Raw genomic sequence first — 16,894 nt, 5'->3', positions numbered from 1 at the left:
TTTACTGAGTAGATGTTAGCGCGCCATCGCTTTGGGGCAAGACATATCCCAGGCTACGGACGAAAAAAGCCCGGCAATGCCGGGCTTTTTTCTACTGCAAAACGCGCTTAGGCAACGAAGTTCTTGCCTTCGAATTGCTCAGCGACGAATTTCCAGTTGACCAGGTTCCAGAACGCTTCGACGTACTTCGGACGCACGTTGCGGTAGTCGATGTAGTAAGCGTGTTCCCAGACATCGCAGGTCAGCAGCGGGGTATCGCCGCTGGTCAGCGGGTTGCCGGCGCCGATGGTGCTGGCCAGGGCCAGTGAACCGTCAGCCTTTTTCACCAGCCAGCCCCAACCGGAACCGAAGGTGCCGACGGAAGTCTTGGTGAATTCTTCTTTGAACTTGTCGAACGAACCGAAAGCCGCGTTGATGGCTTCAGCCAGGGCGCCGGTAGGTTGGCCGCCGGCGTTTGGCGCCAGGCAGTTCCAGTAGAAAGTGTGGTTCCAGACCTGAGCGGCGTTGTTGAAGATACCGCCCGAGGAAGTCTTGACGATTTCTTCCAGGGTCTTGCCTTCGAACTCGGTGCCTGGCACCAGGTTGTTCAGGTTCACGACGTAGGTGTTGTGGTGCTTGTCGTGGTGGAATTCCAAGGTTTCCTTGGAGATGTGCGGCTGCAGGGCATCGTGTGCGTAGGGCAGCGGCGGCAATTCGAAAGCCATGATGATTCTCCTAATCAGGTCAGTTGCGGTGAGCGCAAGGCCGATCACGGGCGGCCAAACAAGCGCCGGGGAGTTTGTACTCTTTGCGGCGCAGGGGCTGGATCATAGCACCGGGGGTGCGGCAAAACCACGCAACAACTGTGTGGGATAGAGGTTCCAGAGCCTTTTGGAATAAGTCAGCCGGCGCTGATCAATTGCCACGCGACGCTGAACATCATGACCGCCACCAGCAGGTCGAGAATCCGCCAGGTGCTCGGCCGCGCGAGCCACGGAGCGAGCCATGCCGCGCCCAGGGCGAGGGTGAAAAACCACAGCAGCGAGGCACTGGCGGCACCGACCACGTAGGCCCCAGGCTCAGTTTGCTGCGCCCCCAGGGAGCCGATCAGCAGCACCGTGTCGAGGTAGACATGGGGGTTGAGCAGGGTCACCGCCAGGGCACTGAGCAGCACTGCGCGCAGGGAGCGTACGGCCTGGTTTTCGCCCTGTTGCAGGCTTTGTTTCGAGCAGGCGCGGCGCAGGGCCTGGCTGCCGTACCAAATGAGGAACACCGCGCCGCCCCAGCGTGCCACGGCCAGCAGGGTCGGGTTCTGGGCCAGCACAGTGGCCAGGCCGAAGACGCCGGCCGCAACCAGTAACGCATCGCAGGTCACGCACAGCGCCGCCACCGGCAGGTGATGCTCGCGCCGCAGGCTCTGCGCCAGGACAAAGGCGTTCTGGGTGCCGATCGCCATGATCAGCCCCGCGGCGACCAGCAGGCCGTTGATATAGCTTTGCCACATAGTCCTTACTCCTGGCCCGCGGTCAGTTGTTGCAATACATCCATGGCCCGCCCGGCATCTTCCAGGCCGACAAACAGGTGGTCGTGGTAATAGCCGGCCATCACGTTGCAACTGATACCGGCCTGGCCCAGGGCGCCGGAGAAGGCGGCGGTCAGGCCGACGGCCTGCAATGCCGAATGCACGTTGAGGGTGATCCAGGCAGCGACATAGTCGAAGCCAAGGCCCAGTCGTACGGCCTGGGCGCGTTCGAGAATGACGGTCAGGCCTTCCTGTTCGCGAAAGCTGCCCACCGCTTCACAGCCCTGAAGCTGGCTGGCGTCGGCGATGCAGCAGAATACGTATTCGCCGGCATTGAGCTGCGGGCTCATGCTGCGCAGCAACGTGGCGAGGGTGGTTTCACCGGCCATGAAAGAAGTCCTTGATCGAAGAGGCATGCTGGCTATTCTCCGGTTCAAGGTTGTATAAGAAAAACCAATATTACTGATCGCTCATTAGGAAAACTGATGTTCGACTACAAATTGCTCTCGGCCCTGGCCGCCGTGGTCGAGCAGGCGGGGTTCGAACGCGCGGCCCAGGTGCTGGGGCTGTCGCAATCGGCCATCTCCCAGCGCATCAAATTGCTGGAGGCCCGGGTCGGGCAGCCGGTGCTGGTGCGGGCCACGCCGCCGGCGCCGACGGAGATCGGCCGGCGCCTGCTTAACCATGTGCAGCAGGTGCGTCTGCTCGAACGCGACCTGCAGAGCCTGGTGCCGGCGCTGGATGAAGAAGGCCTGCCGGAGCGCCTGCGCATCGCCCTCAATGCCGACAGCCTGGCCACCTGGTGGGCCGAGGCGGTGGGGGATTTCTGTGCTGAACAGCACCTGCTGCTGGACCTGGTGGTCGAAGACCAGACCGTCGGCCTCAAGCGCATGCGCGCCGGGGAAGTGGCGGCTTGTGTCTGTGCCAGCGAGCGGCCGGTGGCCGGTGCGCGCAGCCTGCTGTTGGGCGCCATGCGTTATCGCGCCCTGGCCAGCCCGGCCTTTATCCAGCGCCATTTCCCCCAGGGCGTGCGCGCCGAGCAATTGGCCCGCACCCCGGCATTGGTGTTCGGCCCGGATGACTTTCTGCAGCATCGCTACCTGGCGTCGCTCGGGGTCAATGGCGGGTTCGAGCACCATTTGTGCCCGTCTTCGGAGGGGTTTATCCGTCTTACGGAGGCTGGCCTGGGCTGGGGCCTGGTGCCGGAACTGCAAGTGCGCGAACAGCTGGCACGGGGCCAATTGCTGGAGCTGCTGCCAGATAAGCCGATCGATGTGCCGCTGTACTGGCATCATTGGCGCAATGGCGGGCAATTGCTGGGGTTGCTGACTGAGCATCTGGCGCGTTCCTCTGCGCAATGGTTGGTGCCCTGGGTGCAGCCGTAAGCGTCAAGCTGCAAGCGACACGTGATGTGCTTGCGTGAAGATTTAACGTGCAGCCCGTGGCTTGAAGCGCGCACTGCATTTCTAGGAGAAGTCATGAAAATTCTGGTAACCGGCGCAAGCGGCTTCATTGGCGGGCGCTTTGCGCGGTTCGCCCTTGAGCAAGGCCTGGATGTACGGGTCAACGGGCGCCGGGCCGAAGCGGTCGAGCATTTGCTGCGCCGCGGGGCCGAGTTCATCCAGGGCGACTTGAGCGATGCCGGCCTGGTACGCACCCTGTGCCGTGATGTCGACGCGGTGGTCCACTGCGCCGGCGCGGTGGGTTTGTGGGGGCGTTATCAGGACTTCCACCAGGGCAATGTGCTGGTCACCGAAAACGTGGTCGAGGCCTGCCTCAAGCAAAATGTGCGGCGTCTGGTGCATCTGTCGTCGCCGTCGATCTACTTCGACGGCCGCGACCACCTGGGCCTGACTGAAGAACAAGTGCCCAAGCGCTTCAAGCATCCCTATGCCGCAACCAAGTACCTGGCCGAGCAGAAAGTCTTCGGCGCCCAGGAGTTCGGGCTGGAAGTCCTGGCACTGCGCCCGCGCTTCGTCACCGGCGCCGGGGACATGAGCATTTTTCCGCGACTGTTGAAGATGCAGCGCAAGGGGCGGCTGGCGATTGTCGGCAATGGCCTGAACAAGGTCGACTTCACCAGCGTGCAAAACCTCAATGAAGCCCTGTTCAGCAGTCTGCTGGCTGCCGGCTCGGCCCTGGGCAAGGCCTACAACATCAGTAACGGCGCCCCGGTGCCGGTGTGGGATGTCATCAACTATGTGATGCGCCAGATGGAAGTGCCGCAGGTCACGCGCTACCGCTCCTACGGCCTGGCCTACAGCCTGGCGGCGCTCAATGAGGGGGCGTGCAAGCTGTGGCCCGGCCGCCCCGAGCCGACCCTGTCGCGCCTGGGGATGCAGGTGATGAACAAGAACTTCACCCTCGATATCAGCCGGGCCCGGCATTATCTGGACTACGAGCCCAAGATCAGCCTGTGGACCGCCCTCGACGAATTCTGCGGTTGGTGGAAGGCTCAGGACATACGCTGAAAACAAACACTGAACCGAGTTTGCACTTCAGGGTCGATCAGTGCGGCGAATTAGCGGTTTATACTCGCTCACCCAGCCATTACTGCGGTTCACAAAGGTTGACCCATGCGTAACGATGCCAACGACGACTTCGATGATGTTCCCAGCCTGCGCGCCGACCCTCTCGATGACGATGATTTCCCGACTACCACCGCTGTCCGCGAGCGCACCGCCGTGCATTCGCGCAGTACGCCGGTGGTCAAGGTCAAGGGGCCGAGCACCGGGCCACTGTGGGCGCTGGTTGGGGCATTGTTCTTTGCCTTTATCGGCCTGGCCTGGTGGAGTTTCCAGCAGATTTCGCTGATGGAGCAGCAACTGGTGGCAACCCAGGAAAGCTTTGCCCGCATCAGTGAGGAGGCGGCGGGGCGTTTGCAGGATATCTCCGGCAAGGTGGTGGCCAGCCAGTCCAACGTCAACAGCGACAGCGAGGCGTTGAAGCTGCAGATCAAGCAGCTCGAAAGCAAGTTGCTGGATCAAGGCAAGCAGCAGCAAGGCGTTGCCGGACAAGCCACCGACCTCGACAAACGCCTGGCCCAGATGAGCGCCCAGACCACCGAACAGCAGGCCGCCAACACCCAGTTGCAGGCTCAGGTCAAAGCCTTGAGCGCCGAGTTGGCGACCCTCAAGGGCGGCCAGGGCGATGCCGGCAAGCTCGATGCTCAGCTCAAGAGCCTGGCGGCTGACGTCGCTGCACTGAAAAAACAGGGCAACCCGAGCGCCGCCGTGGAGCGCCTGGAGCAGGACATGATCGTGCTCAAGAGCCAGCAGGATAACCATCCGGCACCGGCACAAGGGGCGACCAATACCGCTGAGTTCGACGCCTTCCGGGGTCAGGTCACGCGCAACATCAACACCCTGCAAAGCCAGATCCAGAACCTGCAACAGCAGATCAGCGCCCGTCCCTGATCGAACCCCAGCCTTCCTGCGCACGGCGTGGGAAGGCTCCTCCTGCCCCCCGTTGACTGAATACTCGACCATAGCCCGTTGCCGTCTACGCTCTTGAAACACCAACAAGAACGAGGGATGGGCAATGAAGGCTTTGCTGAAAGGTTCCTGGCTGTACGGTTTGTTGATGCTCTTTGGCAGTGTCGCCCTGGCGGCCGCACCAGACGCAGATGAAGGAGCAGCGGCCAGGGCCTTGCTGGAAAAAGCCGTGGCTTATTATCAGCAGCAGGGTGACAAGGCGTTTGCCGCGTTCAGCCGTCAGGGCGATTTTGTCGACAAGGACCGCTATGTGTTCGTGGTCGACACCCACGGCGTGATGCTCGCCAGCGGAGGTCCATCGGCGGCGCTGATCGGTCGTGATGTGTCCGAGGTGCTTGGGCCGGACCTGAAAAAAGCTTTCAAGGATGTGCTCAAGACCCCGAGCGAGGGCGTCCAGGAAGCCGAGTACCGCTGGCAGAACTGGGCCGATGGCAAGGTCGAGCGCAAGCGGGTGTTTTTCCAACGGGTCGGCGAGCGCATTCTGGCGGTCGGCTATTACCTGCCCCGGGCGTCGGCCGATCAGGCCAGGGCGCTGCTGGACAAGGCGGCCACCGCACTTGGCAGCGATCAGAAACAAACCCTCAACGCCATCAACTCACTCAAGGGCGGTTTTCTGCAGGACGACCTGTATGTCTTTGTCGTCGACCTCAAGACCCATCGCTACGTGGCCCACGGCACCAACCTGCGCTTGATCAATACCGACTTTGGCAAGATCCGCGACCCCGAGGGCAAGCCGGTGGGCGAGCCGATCCTGGCCCTAATGGCCAAGCAGGATCAGGGGGAATATGAGTACCGCTGGAAAAACCCGGTAACCGGCAAGGTCGAAGACAAACACGCGTACCTGCGCAAGGTCGGCGACCTGCTGGTGGCGGTGGGTTATTACAGTCCGTGACACCCTGAACCCTGGCGCGGCCTAGCGCACGGCGTCTTCGCGGCCGCGCAGGAGCATGTTGGGCATGGCCAGAGCCGCTGCCAGCCCCAGCAGCGACACCGCCGCGCTGACCATCAGCAGATGGCGGAAGGTCAGCAGCAACTCGGCGCGCAAGGCGTCCTGCGCAGGACCGGGCGCAGCATTCAGACTGTCGAGCAAGGCGTTGCCCGAGCTGCCTTCGACCAGCAGTGCCGCGCCCGACAGGTGAACCAGGCCGGAGTGTTGCAGCAAGGTCAGCAGCAGCGCCGACATCAGTGCCACCCCGACAGCTCCGCCGAGGGAACGGAACAGGTTGGTGGTGCTGGTGGCCACGCCTATGTCCCCTTGCTCCACCGCATTCTGGGTGCCCACCAGCGAGGTGGGGAACTGCATGCCACCGGCAATCCCGCACAACAGCATGAACAGGCTGCTCAGCAGCACCGCCTGGGGCGGGCTGAAGGCCATGCCGAGGATCGCGATCGGCATCAATAGCGCGCCGCCGAGGATCATCGGTTTGTAGCGCCCGGTCACCGAGGTCCGGCGCCCGGCGCAATAAGCCCCCATCGGCAAGCCCATGGCCAGTGGCAGCAGGTGCAGCGCAGCGCTGTCGGCCCCGGCGCCGGTGACACTCTGGAACCGCAGCGGCATCAGCACAATCAGGGAAATGGCCTGGAAGTTGTTGAAAAAGATCGTGCACCAGCACAGCACCGCGTTGCGGTTGGCGAACAGGTGCATCGGCAGCAATGGCTCGCGGGCCCTGCGCTCGTGCAAGACAAACAGCGCCAGGGCGACCACGGCGATACCGAGCAGGCCAAGGACCTGGTTGCTGCGCCAGGCGTGGCCCTGGCCGATCTCGGTGATGCCCAGCAGCAGGGCGGTCAGGCCGATGATCATCAACAGCGTGCCGAGGTAATCGATGATCGGCTTGCGTTGCGGCAGGGGCAGCCCGACCAGGGTGCGATGGGCCACCAGCCAGGCACCCAGGCCCAGGGGCAGGTTGATCAGGAACACCCAGCGCCAGGACAGGTACTCGGTCATGTAGCCGCCGAGCACCGGCCCGGCGACGCTGGCCACCGCATACATGCCGCTGAAGTAACCCTGGTAGCGCCCGCGCTCACGGGGGGGAACGATATCGCCGATGATCGCCTGGCTCACCGAAATCATCCCACCGGCGCCGATGCCCTGGAAAATCCGCGCCAGCACCAGTTGTTCCATGCTTTGCGCCATGCCGCAGAACAGCGAGGCCAGGGTAAACAGGCCCATGCCGAACAGCATCAGTTTGCGTCGGCCATAGAGGTCGCCGAGCTTGCCGTAGATCGGCACGGCCACGGTCATGGCCACCATGTAGCCGGAAATGACCCACGCCAGCAGGCTGACATCCTTGAACTGCGCGGAAATGGCCGGCATGGAAACAGCGACGATGGTCTGGTCCAGTGCGCCAAGGAAAATCGCCAGCATCAGGGCGATCAGCACACTGCGTATGGCCGGGGTGGCCTGGCCGGGCGGGGGAAGCTGGGTCACGAAAAAACCTGCGGGCAGTAATGGACCCGCAGGGTGCAAGGCTAGCGGGAATGAGCGCTAGTGTACTCGATAGCCTCCTACTCGATAGCCTCGTAAGGAAGGCCGACGTAATTTTCCGCAATGGTTTTTCGTCCCGCTTCGGAGCTGACGAAATAATCCAGCTCTGCTTCGGTAATGCGCTGGCTGAACGCGTCGGCATCGGGAAACTGGTGCAGCATCGAGGTCATCCACCAGGAGAAACGTTCGGCTTTCCATACCCGGCGCAGGCAGATTTCCGAGTATTTCTCCAAGAGGTCGGTGCGTTGCTCGCGGTAGACCTTGAGCAGGATGTTGAACAGCGTGCTGACGTCGCTGGCCGCCAGGTTCAAGCCCTTGGCGCCCGTTGGCGGCACGATGTGCGCGGCATCGCCCACCAGGAACATGTGCCCGTACTGCATGGGTTCGACCACGAAGCTGCGCAGCGGTGCGATGCTTTTCTCGATCGACGGGCCGGTCACCAGGCGCTCGGCCAGGGCGGCTGGCAGGCGGTTCTTGAGTTCGTCCCAGAAACGTTGGTCGGACCAGTTCTCGACCTGTTCATCGGCCGGCACTTGCAGGTAATAACGGGTGCGGGTGGTCGAGCGCATGCTGCACAGGGCGAAGCCGCGAGCGTGCCGGGCGTACACCAGTTCTTCGTGGACAGGCGGGGTATCGGCCAGGATGCCCAGCCAGCCGAAGGGATAGACCCGTTCGAAAATGTTCAGGGATTCGGCGGGAATCGATTGCCGCGCCACACCGTGGAAGCCGTCGCAGCCGGCGATGTAGTCGCACTCCAGGCGCACCGCTTCGCCGTCGTGTTCGAAGGTCAGGTAGGGTTGCTCGCTTTTCATGCCGTGGGGCTGCACGTCGCGGGCTTGATAAAGGGTCACTGCGCCGGCGGCTTCGCGTGCCTGCATCAGGTCGCGGGTGACCTCGGTCTGGCCGTAGATCATCACGTTCTTGCCGCCGGTCAGGGCGTGCAGGTCGATGGCCACCTGGCGACCGTCGAACGCCAGCTCGAAGCCGCCATGCACCAGGCCTTCGGCGTCCATGCGCTGGCTGACGCCGGCCTGGCGCAGCAGATCGACCATGCCTTGTTCCAGGACGCCTGCGCGAATGCGACCCAGGACGTAGTCCGGGTCTTGGCGTTCAACGATCACTGTGTCGATGCCGGCGTTGTGCAACAGTTGGCCGAGCAGCAGGCCGGAGGGGCCGGCGCCGATGATGGCGACTTGGGTTTTCAGGGTTTTCATTGTTTTTATGACTCGCAAGCTTCAGCCGAACAAGGTTCGGTGAATGGTTTTTTTATGTTTCGAGTGCTTGCATTTTTCACCGGTGAACCTGTCAATTGAAGGTTAAAACTAAGCCGATACCTGTTCATTTCACCAATCGGTGCGATTATCGCCCGTCACTCTGAGGCCTGGATTGCAGTTATGAACAAGCCTGCCCTTTCTTCCATCCCGGTGTTCAAACTCTATGGCGAGAGCCTGGGCTGGCCGACCCCGGACTTGTTGCACTGCGAAACCATCAGCAAACGCAGTCGCGAACACCATTGGGAAATCAAGCCGCACCGGCACGCCGACCTCGGTCAATTACTGTTCGTCCACCGTGGGCAGGCGGAACTCGAGATAGAAGGGCAGCGCACCTTGCTGGGGGAATCGGCGCTGCAGGTGCTGCCGCCGTTGTCGGTGCATGGCTTCCGTTTTTCCGAGGACATAGAAGGGTATGTGCTGACGCTGGCCGCACCGCTGGTGGCGCACCTGCAGGCGCAATTGGGGCAGTCGGTGAATGCCCTGGCGTTGGCCGAGAGCTATCCGGCGCGCGCCGACGGGTCATACCTCAACGGCCTGTTCGCCGCCTTGCAGCAGGAATATCAAGGGCATGAGCCGGCCCGCGAAATGCTCATGCACGCGTTGGTCAGCACCATCGTGGTCTGGGTCAGCCGCCAGGCGATCCAGCGCCGCAGCGCCAATCAGCGGCCGCAGCGCGCCCGGGAGTACTTCAATGGTTTTGTGCAACTGGTGGAGACGCACTATCGCGAGCACGTGAAGGTCGAGGACCTGGCGCACAAACTGGGGATTTCGGTTTCGCACCTCAACGGCACTTGCCGCGAACTGGCCGGGCAGCCAGCGTTGCAGATCATGCACGAACGCCAGTTGCTCGAAGCCAAGCGCCTGCTGACGTACACCTGGATGACCATCTACGAGATTTCCGACAGCCTGGGCTTTTCCGACCCGACCAACTTCACCCGGATGTTCCGGCGTCGCATTGGTATTTCGCCCAAGGCCTTCCGCGACCGGTTGAAGGTCGACCAGGCCAGCGAGGATTGAGCAGCGCCTTACCGCAAGGCGTTCAACGTGGCCGAGTGCGGGATGCAGTGCTCAAGGCTGCAACTGGCGTAGACCCGGGGCAATTGCCGGGCCTGTTCGACGCGGTAGGCCGCGGTGCCGTAAAGCGCCAGGGTTGCGCCGCAGGTCAGGAAGATCGCCAGATACCTTCTTGTTTTGATGTTCATGGCTAGCACCTCTGAACGAGTAGCCCCATTGATTGAAGGGCTACTTAATCAGCATAGGCCAGCGCTGCCGAGTTGCCAGACCGCAGGTCTGCATGGTTGACGGGGTATTCAGCCGGTTGATCGGCTGCGCGCGGCTACCGCCTACAGGCCTTGGTCCCACTGCGGTTCTTCGGGAAATCTCAGCACCAGGAAGTCCAGCATGCTGCGCAACGCGGCAGGCATGTGCTTGCGCGAGGCGTACACCGCATACATGTTCATCTGCCGCGGCTCGGCATCGGGCAGCAGGCGCACCAGCTCGCCGCTGTGGATGTGCACGCCGGCCTGGTAGGTGGGCAGCATGGCGATCCCGGCACCCGCCATGGCGGCACGCAGCAAGGTGCTGGCTTCATTGGCGCTGATGTTGCCCTGTACCGGAACTGACAGCTGTTCACCCGCCTGCTCGAAATGCCACAGGCTTTTGCCAAAGTAGGAATGGGTCAGGCAGTTGTGTTCGCTCAACTCTTCCACCCGCTGCGGTGTGGGGTGCTCGCCCAGGTAGGCCGGTGAGGCGCAGATCACCGAGCGGCAGACGGTCAGGCGACGGGCGATCAGGTTCGGGTCCAGGTCGTTGCTGGTTCGGATCGCCAGGTCGATGCGTTCATCCACCAGGTTCACCGTGCGGTCGAGCATCTGCAAATCGATGCTGACCCCGGGGTAACGCTTGACGTAGGCGGCCATGGCGTCAGCCAGTTGGGCCTGGCCGAACGAGGTGCTGACACTGATGCGCAGCAGTCCGCGCGGGGCGTCATCCGGTTCACTGACCGCCGCCTGCATGTCGTTCGACAGCTCCAGCATCTGCCGACACCGCGGCAGGATTTCGCTGCCCGCCGCTGTCAGGCTGAGTTTGCGGGTGGTGCGGTGCATCAGCCGCGCGCCGACCCAATCCTCCAACTCCGCCAGATAACGCGAAACCACCGGGCGCGACAGATCCAGGTGATCGGCGGCGGCCGACTGGCTGCCGAGGTCGACCACACTGACAAACACGCGCATTGCTTGAAGACGATCCATGATTTGCCCGCTTTCAGAAACAAACTATGTTCCAGCATCGCATTTTTTGTACCGACTGACGCAACTAAGCTCCCCCCCATCGAAAGCCAAGCCCACAGACTCTGGAGTTGCCCCATGATCGGATTCACCTCACTCAAACGCCTGCTGCTGGCCAGCGCTATCGTGGGTTTTGCCGCCCATGCCGCAGCGGCCGAGCCCGGGTTGACCCTGGATGTCTACAACCCGGGCGCGGCGGCAATCTTTCCGGTGAGCTCGGTGCTGGTCAGCGGCAAGAAGGAAGCCATTCTGGTGGATGCCCAATTCGGCAAGTCCCAGGCCGAGCAACTGGTCGAGAAAATTCGCGCCAGCGGCAAACAGTTGACCACCATCTACATCAGCCATGGCGATCCGGACTATTACTTCGGCCTTGAGACCATCACCGCGGCGTTTCCCAAGGCCAAGGTCGTGGCCTCGCAGCCAACGGTCGAGCACATCAAGTCCACTGTTGAGGGCAAGCTGGCTTTCTGGGGGCCGAAAATGGGCGCCGACGTGCCGGGCAAAACCATCGTTCCCGCTGTGCTCAAGGGCCACAGCCTGACCCTGGAAGGGCAGAAGCTCGACATCATCGGTCTGGACGGCAAGCAGCCGGATCGGACCTTTGTCTGGATCCCGTCGATCAAGGCCGTGGTGGGTGGCGTCGTGGTCGCGGAAAACATCCACGTGTGGATGGCCGACACCCAGAGCGCGCAATCGCACCAGGATTGGTTGAGCACCCTGCAGACCCTCCAGGGCCTGCAGCCCAAGACCGTGATTCCGGGGCACTTCCTGGGTGACAGTGCCCGGTCCCTGGCGCCGGTGCAGTTCACTGCCGAATACATCAAGGCTTTCGACGAAGAAACCGCCAAGGCCAGCAACTCTGCCGAGTTGATCGCGGCCATGAAAAAGCGCTACCCGAACCTTGGCGAAGAAAGCTCCCTGGAACTCAGCGCCAAAGTCGCCAAGGGCGAGATGAAGTGGTGAGCGGATCGGTTTGATTCACTCCCGCGCCTGGCGCGGGAGGCCCTTTAGCACTTATCGCAACTGGAGAACTGTCATGAGCAAGATCGCAATCATTGGTGCCACCGGTCGTGCCGGTAGCCAATTGCTGGAAGAAGCCCTGCGTCGTGGTCACAGCGTGACCGCGATTGCCCGCAACACGGCAAAGATCGGCCAGCGTGCCGGTGTGGTGACCCGTGAGGTCGACGTTGCCGACAGCGCAGCGTTGCAAGCGGCGCTGGCCGGTCACGATGCAGTGATCAGTGCCGCGCATTTCTCCACCATCGCCGCCAGCGCCATCATCGAGCCGGTGAAAAAGGCCGGGGTCAAGCGCCTGCTGGTGGTTGGTGGTGCCGGTTCGCTGCTGTTGCCCGATGGCGGCAAGGTCATCGACAGCCCTGGCTTCCCGCCGGAGTACAAGGCCGAAGCCAGCGCCGGTGGCGTCTACCTCGACACCCTGCGCCAGGAACAGGATCTGGACTGGACCTTCCTCTCGCCCTCGGCGGAGTTCGTCGAGGGTGAGCGCACCGGGCATTTTCGCCTTGGCCAGGATCATCTGCTGGTCAGTGCCGAAGGACGTAGCTGGATCAGCTTTGCCGACTACGCCATTGCCTTGATCGACGAAGTGGAAAAACCGGCCCACAGCCGTCAGCGGTTTACGGTTGGTTATTGAGTAGGGGCCGGTTACCACGGCGCCCCACCGGCCCAGCGCAGCCTGGCGGCAGCGGCTACAGGCTGGTGGTTAGCGTTGCTGCGCCTGGGTTATCAGCCAATCCAGCAACTCTTGCAAGGCCGCCGAAGGCCCCGGGCGTTCCGGGTAGACCAGGTAGTAGGCCTGGCCCGTCGGCACCTTCAAATCAAAGGGCATGACCAGCCGCCCGGCACTCAGGTCGTCGCCAATCAATGCCCAGTCGCCCATCGCCACGCCAGAACCTTGCGAGGCCACGGACATCGCCAGGTCCAGGGTCTCGAAATGCTGGCCCTTGCCCAGGGTCTTCAATGGCGTGCCGGCGGCTTTCAACCAGCTTTGCCAGTCGCGCTGGTCATGGGACGGGTGCAGCAGCAGGTGCTGCTGCAAGTCCGCCGGGGTCTTGAGTGGCACCGAACCCTCCAGCAGCGGTCGGGAGCAGACCGGTGTCAGCTGTTCGTTGAACAGGTGCCGCGACCCCAGCGTCGGGGTGGGCGGGGCGCCATACATTACCGCCGCATCGAACGGCTCGCGGCTGAAATCCACGCCATGCTGCACGGTGGTGGTCAGTTGCACCGGCACTTCCGGGCGCTCCTTCTGCCATTGCAGCAGGCGCGGCAGCAGCCAGCGCATCACGCAGGTCGGGGCCTTGAGGCGCAGGTTGTGGTTTTGCGCGCCAATTTCATCCACCGCGCCATTGATCAATTCGAACACCTGCTGCACCCGGGGCAGCCATTCCAGCCCTTCGGCGGTCAGGCTCAAGCCCCGCGCCTGGCGCTGAAACAACGGGTAACCCAGGTGGCTTTCCAGCCCGGCGATCTGCCGGCTCACCGCGCCCTGGGTGATGTGTAATTGCTCGGCGGCGCGGGTGAAATTGCAGCACTGGGCGGTGATCAGGAATGTGTGCAGCGCGGGCAGGGGCGGGAGGCGTTTCATGGGGGGCCAAGGTATGACGTGGGGACATGGCTAGTATGACTTTTTATCCATTGTCCCGGCTACGGGCCCGCCGTTCCAATACCCCTTCTGCGGGCGTTTGATGGCGAGTTCAAGCAGGCCGCCGACGCCCGGTGTCCATCCAATAACAAGGGCGATGAAATGGCGACGTGCGGCGAAGTACTGGTCAAGTTACTTGAGGGATATGGGGTCGAGCAGGTCTTCGGCATTCCCGGGGTGCATACCGTCGAGCTGTACCGTGGGCTGGCCGGGTCGAGTATCAACCACGTCACCCCGCGTCACGAGCAGGGCGCCGGTTTCATGGCCGACGGCTACGCACGCACCAGCGGCAAGCCGGGGGTGTGCTTCATCATCACCGGCCCGGGGATGACCAACATCACCACGGCCATGGGCCAGGCCTACGCCGATTCGATTCCGATGCTGGTGATTTCCAGCGTGCAGTCGCGCAGCCAGTTGGGCGGTGGGCGCGGCAAGCTGCACGAACTGCCGAACCAGGCGGCTCTGGTGAGCGGCGTGGCAGCGTTTTCCCACACCCTGATGTCCGCCGCCGAGCTGCCGGGGGTATTGGCCCGGGCCTTCGCCTTGTTCCAGGCCGGGCGTCCGCGTCCGGTGCATATTGAAATCCCTCTCGATGTGCTGGTTGAAGAGGCTGATGATCTGCTCGCCAGCACCCCGGTCAGCATCGCCCGTGCCGGCGCCGCACCTGCCGCCATCACGCAGATGAGCCAGCGCCTGGCCAGCGCCCGGCGCCCGTTGATCCTCGCCGGCGGTGGCGCGATCGATGCGGCGGCTGCGTTGACCCGACTGGCGGAGCTGTTGGCAGCGCCCGTGGCCCTGACCATCAACGCCAAGGGCATGCTGCCGTCCTCGCATCCGCTGCTAATCGGCTCGACCCAGTCCCTGGTCGCCACCCGGGCCCTGGTGGCAGAGGCTGATGTGGTCCTGGCCATCGGCACCGAACTGGCCGAGACCGATTACGACGTGACCTTCGCCGGTGGTTTCGAGATTCCCGGGGTGCTGCTGCGGATCGACATCGACCCGGACCAGACCGTGCGCAACTACCCGCCGCAGGTGGCGCTGGTGGCCGATGCCCAGATGGCCGCCGAGGCCTTGCTGGCGCAGTTGAGCCAACAGCCGCTAGCCGAGCGCGCCGCAGAATGGGGCCAGGCCCGCGCGGCAGTCCTGCGCCGGGAACTGGACAGCGCCTGGGACGCCCCGACCCGTGCCCAGACCCAGCTGTTGCACACCGTGCTTCAGGAGCTGCCGGAGATCGTGTTCGTCGGTGACTCCACGCAACCGGTGTATAGCGGCAACCTGACCTTCAACCCCGAGCAGCCGCGGCGCTGGTTCAACTCGTCCACCGGTTACGGCACCCTTGGCTATGCCTTGCCGGCAGCGGTCGGCGCCTGGCTGGGCGGGGCTTCCGAGCGCAGTGCCCGTGGCCCGGTGGCCTGTCTGATTGGCGATGGCGGTCTGCAATTCACCCTGGCGGAACTCGCCAGCGCCGTGGAGGCCCAGACTCCGATCATCGTCCTGCTGTGGAATAACCAGGGTTACGAGGAGATCAAGAAATACATGGTCAACCGCGCCATCACGCCGGTGGGCGTGGACATTTACACCCCGGACTTTATCGGTGTGGCCAAGGCCCTGGGCTGCGCCGCCGAAGCCATCAGCAGTGTCGAGCAGTTGCGCAACGCCTTGCGTGCCGCCGCCGCACGCCAGGGGCCGAGCCTGATTGAAATCGACCAGGCCGGCTGGATGCAGGCGGTGCAGGCATGAGCACAATGAATCTGTCGAATGGGCTGTACATCAATGGCCAATGGCGCGCCGGCAGCGAACGCTTGCAGGTGATCAACCCGTCCACGGAGCAGCCTTTGGCGATAGTCGCCGGGGGCGACGGGCAGGATGTGGAGCAGGCGGTACGCGCCGCCCAGGCGGGATTTCGCGTGTGGTCCGCGTGCAGCGGCGCCGAGCGTGCCGTGGTCTTACGCAAGATTGCCACGGGCGTTGCCGCACGCCGCGAACGCCTGATGCAGCTGCAATCGAGCAACAACGGCAAGCCGCAATTCGAAGCGGTTATCGATGTGGATGATGTGATTGCCACCTTCGAATACTACGCCGGCCTGGCCGAAAGCCTGGATGCCGCCCAGGACGCGGATGTGCCCCTGCCCAGTGACGACTTCAGCGCTCGCCTGCGTCGCGAACCCTGCGGCGTGGTTGGCTTGATCGTGCCCTGGAACTTCCCCATGGTGACCACGGCCTGGAAGCTGGCGCCCGCCTTGGCGGCCGGGTGCAGCGTGGTCCTCAAACCGTCCGAGGTGACGCCGCTGCCGGAGCTGGAGCTGGCGGCAATCATCGCCGACAGTGGTTTGCCCGATGGCGTGTTCAACCTGGTGTGCGGCACTGGCCTGGCAGTCGGCGCACCGCTGGCGGCCGATCCGCGGGTGGCGAAGATTTCCTTTACCGGCAGCAATGCGGTCGGGGTCCAGGTCATGCAGCGTGCAGCAGAAAGCATCAAGGGCGTCAGCCTGGAACTGGGCGGCAAATCATCGTTGCTGGTGCTGGCCGATGCCGATCTCGACCTGGCGGTAGAGCTGGCCTGTGGCGGTGGTTTTTTCAACGCCGGGCAGATGTGCTCGGCCACCAGTCGGGTGCTGGTGGCCGAAGAGCTGGCGGATGAGTTTCTGCTGCGCCTCAAGACTCGGGCCGAGGCGATCCGGGTCGCTGACCCGTTCGCCGCCGAGGTGGACATGGGAGCGCTGGTCAATCAGGCGCAGTACCAGCGGGTCTTGGGCCATATCCAGGCTGGGCTGAGTGTCGGCGCCAAGCTGGTGTGTGGTGGCGGACGTCCACCGGCGCTGCCCCGTGGCTATTTCATTGAGCCGACGATCTTCACCCAGGTGCCTCTGGACAGCGCGCTGTGGTGCGAGGAAATCTTCGGCCCGGTGCTCTGCGTACGCAGTTTCGCCAGCGAGCAGGAGGCCGTGGACCTGGCCAATGACAGCGCGTTCGGCCTGGTGGCGAGCGTGGTCAGTGGTTGCACCGAGCGAGCCGAACGGGTGGCGAACGAGTTGCAGGCCGGGCTGGTGTGGATCAACGCGCCCCAGGTGATTTTTCCGCAAGCGGCGTGGGGCGGCTACAAACAGAGCAGCATCGGCCGCGAGTTGGGACCTTGGGGGTTGCAGGCCTTCCAGGAAATCAAACACGTGATCCGGGCCCGCTGAACCGGCGT

17 protein-coding genes are annotated in these 16,894 nt (G+C 63.3%); 9 read left to right on the top strand and 8 right to left on the bottom strand.

The genetic code is table 11. The features are described from left to right. Positions 1-107: 107 nt before the first annotated feature. The 3 genes from MF4836_RS21180 to MF4836_RS21170 form a co-directional block, all read right to left on the bottom strand. On the bottom strand, positions 108-704 hold the full coding sequence (locus MF4836_RS21180) for a superoxide dismutase (RefSeq protein ID WP_078471905.1): 597 nt from the start codon (positions 702-704) through the stop codon (positions 108-110). A 176-nt stretch (positions 705-880) separates the two neighbouring features. Further along, positions 881-1,483, bottom strand: a complete 603-nt coding sequence (locus MF4836_RS21175) for a LysE/ArgO family amino acid transporter (protein ID WP_020298615.1) — start codon at positions 1,481-1,483, stop codon at positions 881-883. Between the two features lie 5 nt (positions 1,484-1,488). After that, positions 1,489-1,890, bottom strand: a complete 402-nt coding sequence (locus MF4836_RS21170) for an ACT domain-containing protein (RefSeq protein WP_078471904.1) — start codon at positions 1,888-1,890, stop codon at positions 1,489-1,491. A gap of 96 nt (positions 1,891-1,986) precedes the next feature. On the opposite strand from MF4836_RS21170, the gene MF4836_RS21165 reads away from it, so the two are divergent. From MF4836_RS21165 to MF4836_RS21150, 4 genes are all read left to right on the top strand, one after another. Continuing rightward, on the top strand, positions 1,987-2,886 hold the full coding sequence (locus MF4836_RS21165; protein WP_078471903.1) for a LysR family transcriptional regulator ArgP: 900 nt from the start codon (positions 1,987-1,989) through the stop codon (positions 2,884-2,886). Positions 2,887-2,979: 93 nt separating this feature from the next. Then, the gene (locus MF4836_RS21160) at positions 2,980-3,972 is read left to right on the top strand and encodes an NAD-dependent epimerase/dehydratase family protein (protein WP_078471902.1); all 993 of its coding nucleotides are present in this window, start codon (positions 2,980-2,982) and stop codon (positions 3,970-3,972) included. Between the two features lie 105 nt (positions 3,973-4,077). After that, positions 4,078-4,917, top strand: coding sequence for an ATPase (locus MF4836_RS21155; RefSeq protein ID WP_078471901.1), 840 nt, complete (start codon positions 4,078-4,080; stop codon positions 4,915-4,917). Between the two features lie 124 nt (positions 4,918-5,041). After that, a complete protein-coding gene (locus MF4836_RS21150; protein WP_078471900.1) occupies positions 5,042-5,887 on the top strand; it encodes a cache domain-containing protein in 846 nt (281 codons plus the stop codon). Between the two features lie 21 nt (positions 5,888-5,908). Here the strand turns inward: MF4836_RS21150 and MF4836_RS21145 are convergent, their stop codons facing one another. Both MF4836_RS21145 and pobA read right to left on the bottom strand, forming a co-directional pair. Further along, on the bottom strand, positions 5,909-7,363 hold the full coding sequence (locus MF4836_RS21145) for an MDR family MFS transporter (RefSeq protein ID WP_443217375.1): 1,455 nt from the start codon (positions 7,361-7,363) through the stop codon (positions 5,909-5,911). Between the two features lie 140 nt (positions 7,364-7,503). After that, complete coding sequence (pobA, locus tag MF4836_RS21140; protein WP_178102974.1) at positions 7,504-8,688, bottom strand: 4-hydroxybenzoate 3-monooxygenase; 1,185 nt, start codon at positions 8,686-8,688, stop codon at positions 7,504-7,506. A gap of 189 nt (positions 8,689-8,877) precedes the next feature. Here pobA and MF4836_RS21135 point away from each other — a divergent pair, with 189 nt between their 5' ends. Beyond that, positions 8,878-9,774, top strand: a complete 897-nt coding sequence (locus MF4836_RS21135; RefSeq protein WP_078471897.1) for a helix-turn-helix domain-containing protein — start codon at positions 8,878-8,880, stop codon at positions 9,772-9,774. 8 nt (positions 9,775-9,782) lie between these two features. Here the strand turns inward: MF4836_RS21135 and MF4836_RS35605 are convergent, their stop codons facing one another. Further along, the gene (locus tag MF4836_RS35605) at positions 9,783-9,959 is read right to left on the bottom strand and encodes a hypothetical protein (protein ID WP_020298624.1); all 177 of its coding nucleotides are present in this window, start codon (positions 9,957-9,959) and stop codon (positions 9,783-9,785) included. 141 nt (positions 9,960-10,100) lie between these two features. After that, on the bottom strand, positions 10,101-11,006 hold the full coding sequence (locus MF4836_RS21130; RefSeq protein ID WP_078471896.1) for a LysR family transcriptional regulator: 906 nt from the start codon (positions 11,004-11,006) through the stop codon (positions 10,101-10,103). 114 nt (positions 11,007-11,120) lie between these two features. Between MF4836_RS21130 and MF4836_RS21125 the strand changes: the two genes are divergently transcribed. Continuing rightward, positions 11,121-12,005: an MBL fold metallo-hydrolase gene (locus tag MF4836_RS21125; RefSeq protein WP_078471895.1), complete on the top strand. Its 885-nt coding sequence runs from the start codon at positions 11,121-11,123 to the stop codon at positions 12,003-12,005. A 73-nt stretch (positions 12,006-12,078) separates the two neighbouring features. Continuing rightward, a complete protein-coding gene (locus tag MF4836_RS21120; RefSeq protein ID WP_078471894.1) occupies positions 12,079-12,693 on the top strand; it encodes an NAD(P)-dependent oxidoreductase in 615 nt (204 codons plus the stop codon). A 69-nt stretch (positions 12,694-12,762) separates the two neighbouring features. Here MF4836_RS21120 and MF4836_RS21115 read toward each other — a convergent pair whose 3' ends face one another. Next, a complete protein-coding gene (locus MF4836_RS21115; protein WP_078471893.1) occupies positions 12,763-13,644 on the bottom strand; it encodes a LysR substrate-binding domain-containing protein in 882 nt (293 codons plus the stop codon). A 159-nt stretch (positions 13,645-13,803) separates the two neighbouring features. On the opposite strand from MF4836_RS21115, the gene MF4836_RS21110 reads away from it, so the two are divergent. Together MF4836_RS21110 and MF4836_RS21105 are read left to right on the top strand one after the other, a co-directional pair. Continuing rightward, positions 13,804-15,441, top strand: coding sequence for a 5-guanidino-2-oxopentanoate decarboxylase (locus MF4836_RS21110; protein ID WP_078471892.1), 1,638 nt, complete (start codon positions 13,804-13,806; stop codon positions 15,439-15,441). Beyond that, positions 15,438-16,886, top strand: a complete 1,449-nt coding sequence (locus MF4836_RS21105; protein ID WP_078471891.1) for an aldehyde dehydrogenase family protein — start codon at positions 15,438-15,440, stop codon at positions 16,884-16,886. The genes MF4836_RS21110 and MF4836_RS21105 overlap by 4 nt, the downstream gene beginning before the upstream one ends. Positions 16,887-16,894: the final 8 nt, after the last annotated feature.

Source organism: Pseudomonas sp. MF4836 (assembly GCF_002018875.1).
In the GTDB taxonomy this organism is placed as follows: Bacteria; Pseudomonadota; Gammaproteobacteria; order Pseudomonadales; family Pseudomonadaceae; genus Aquipseudomonas.
This window is presented reverse-complemented; position numbering and strand designations above follow the sequence as displayed.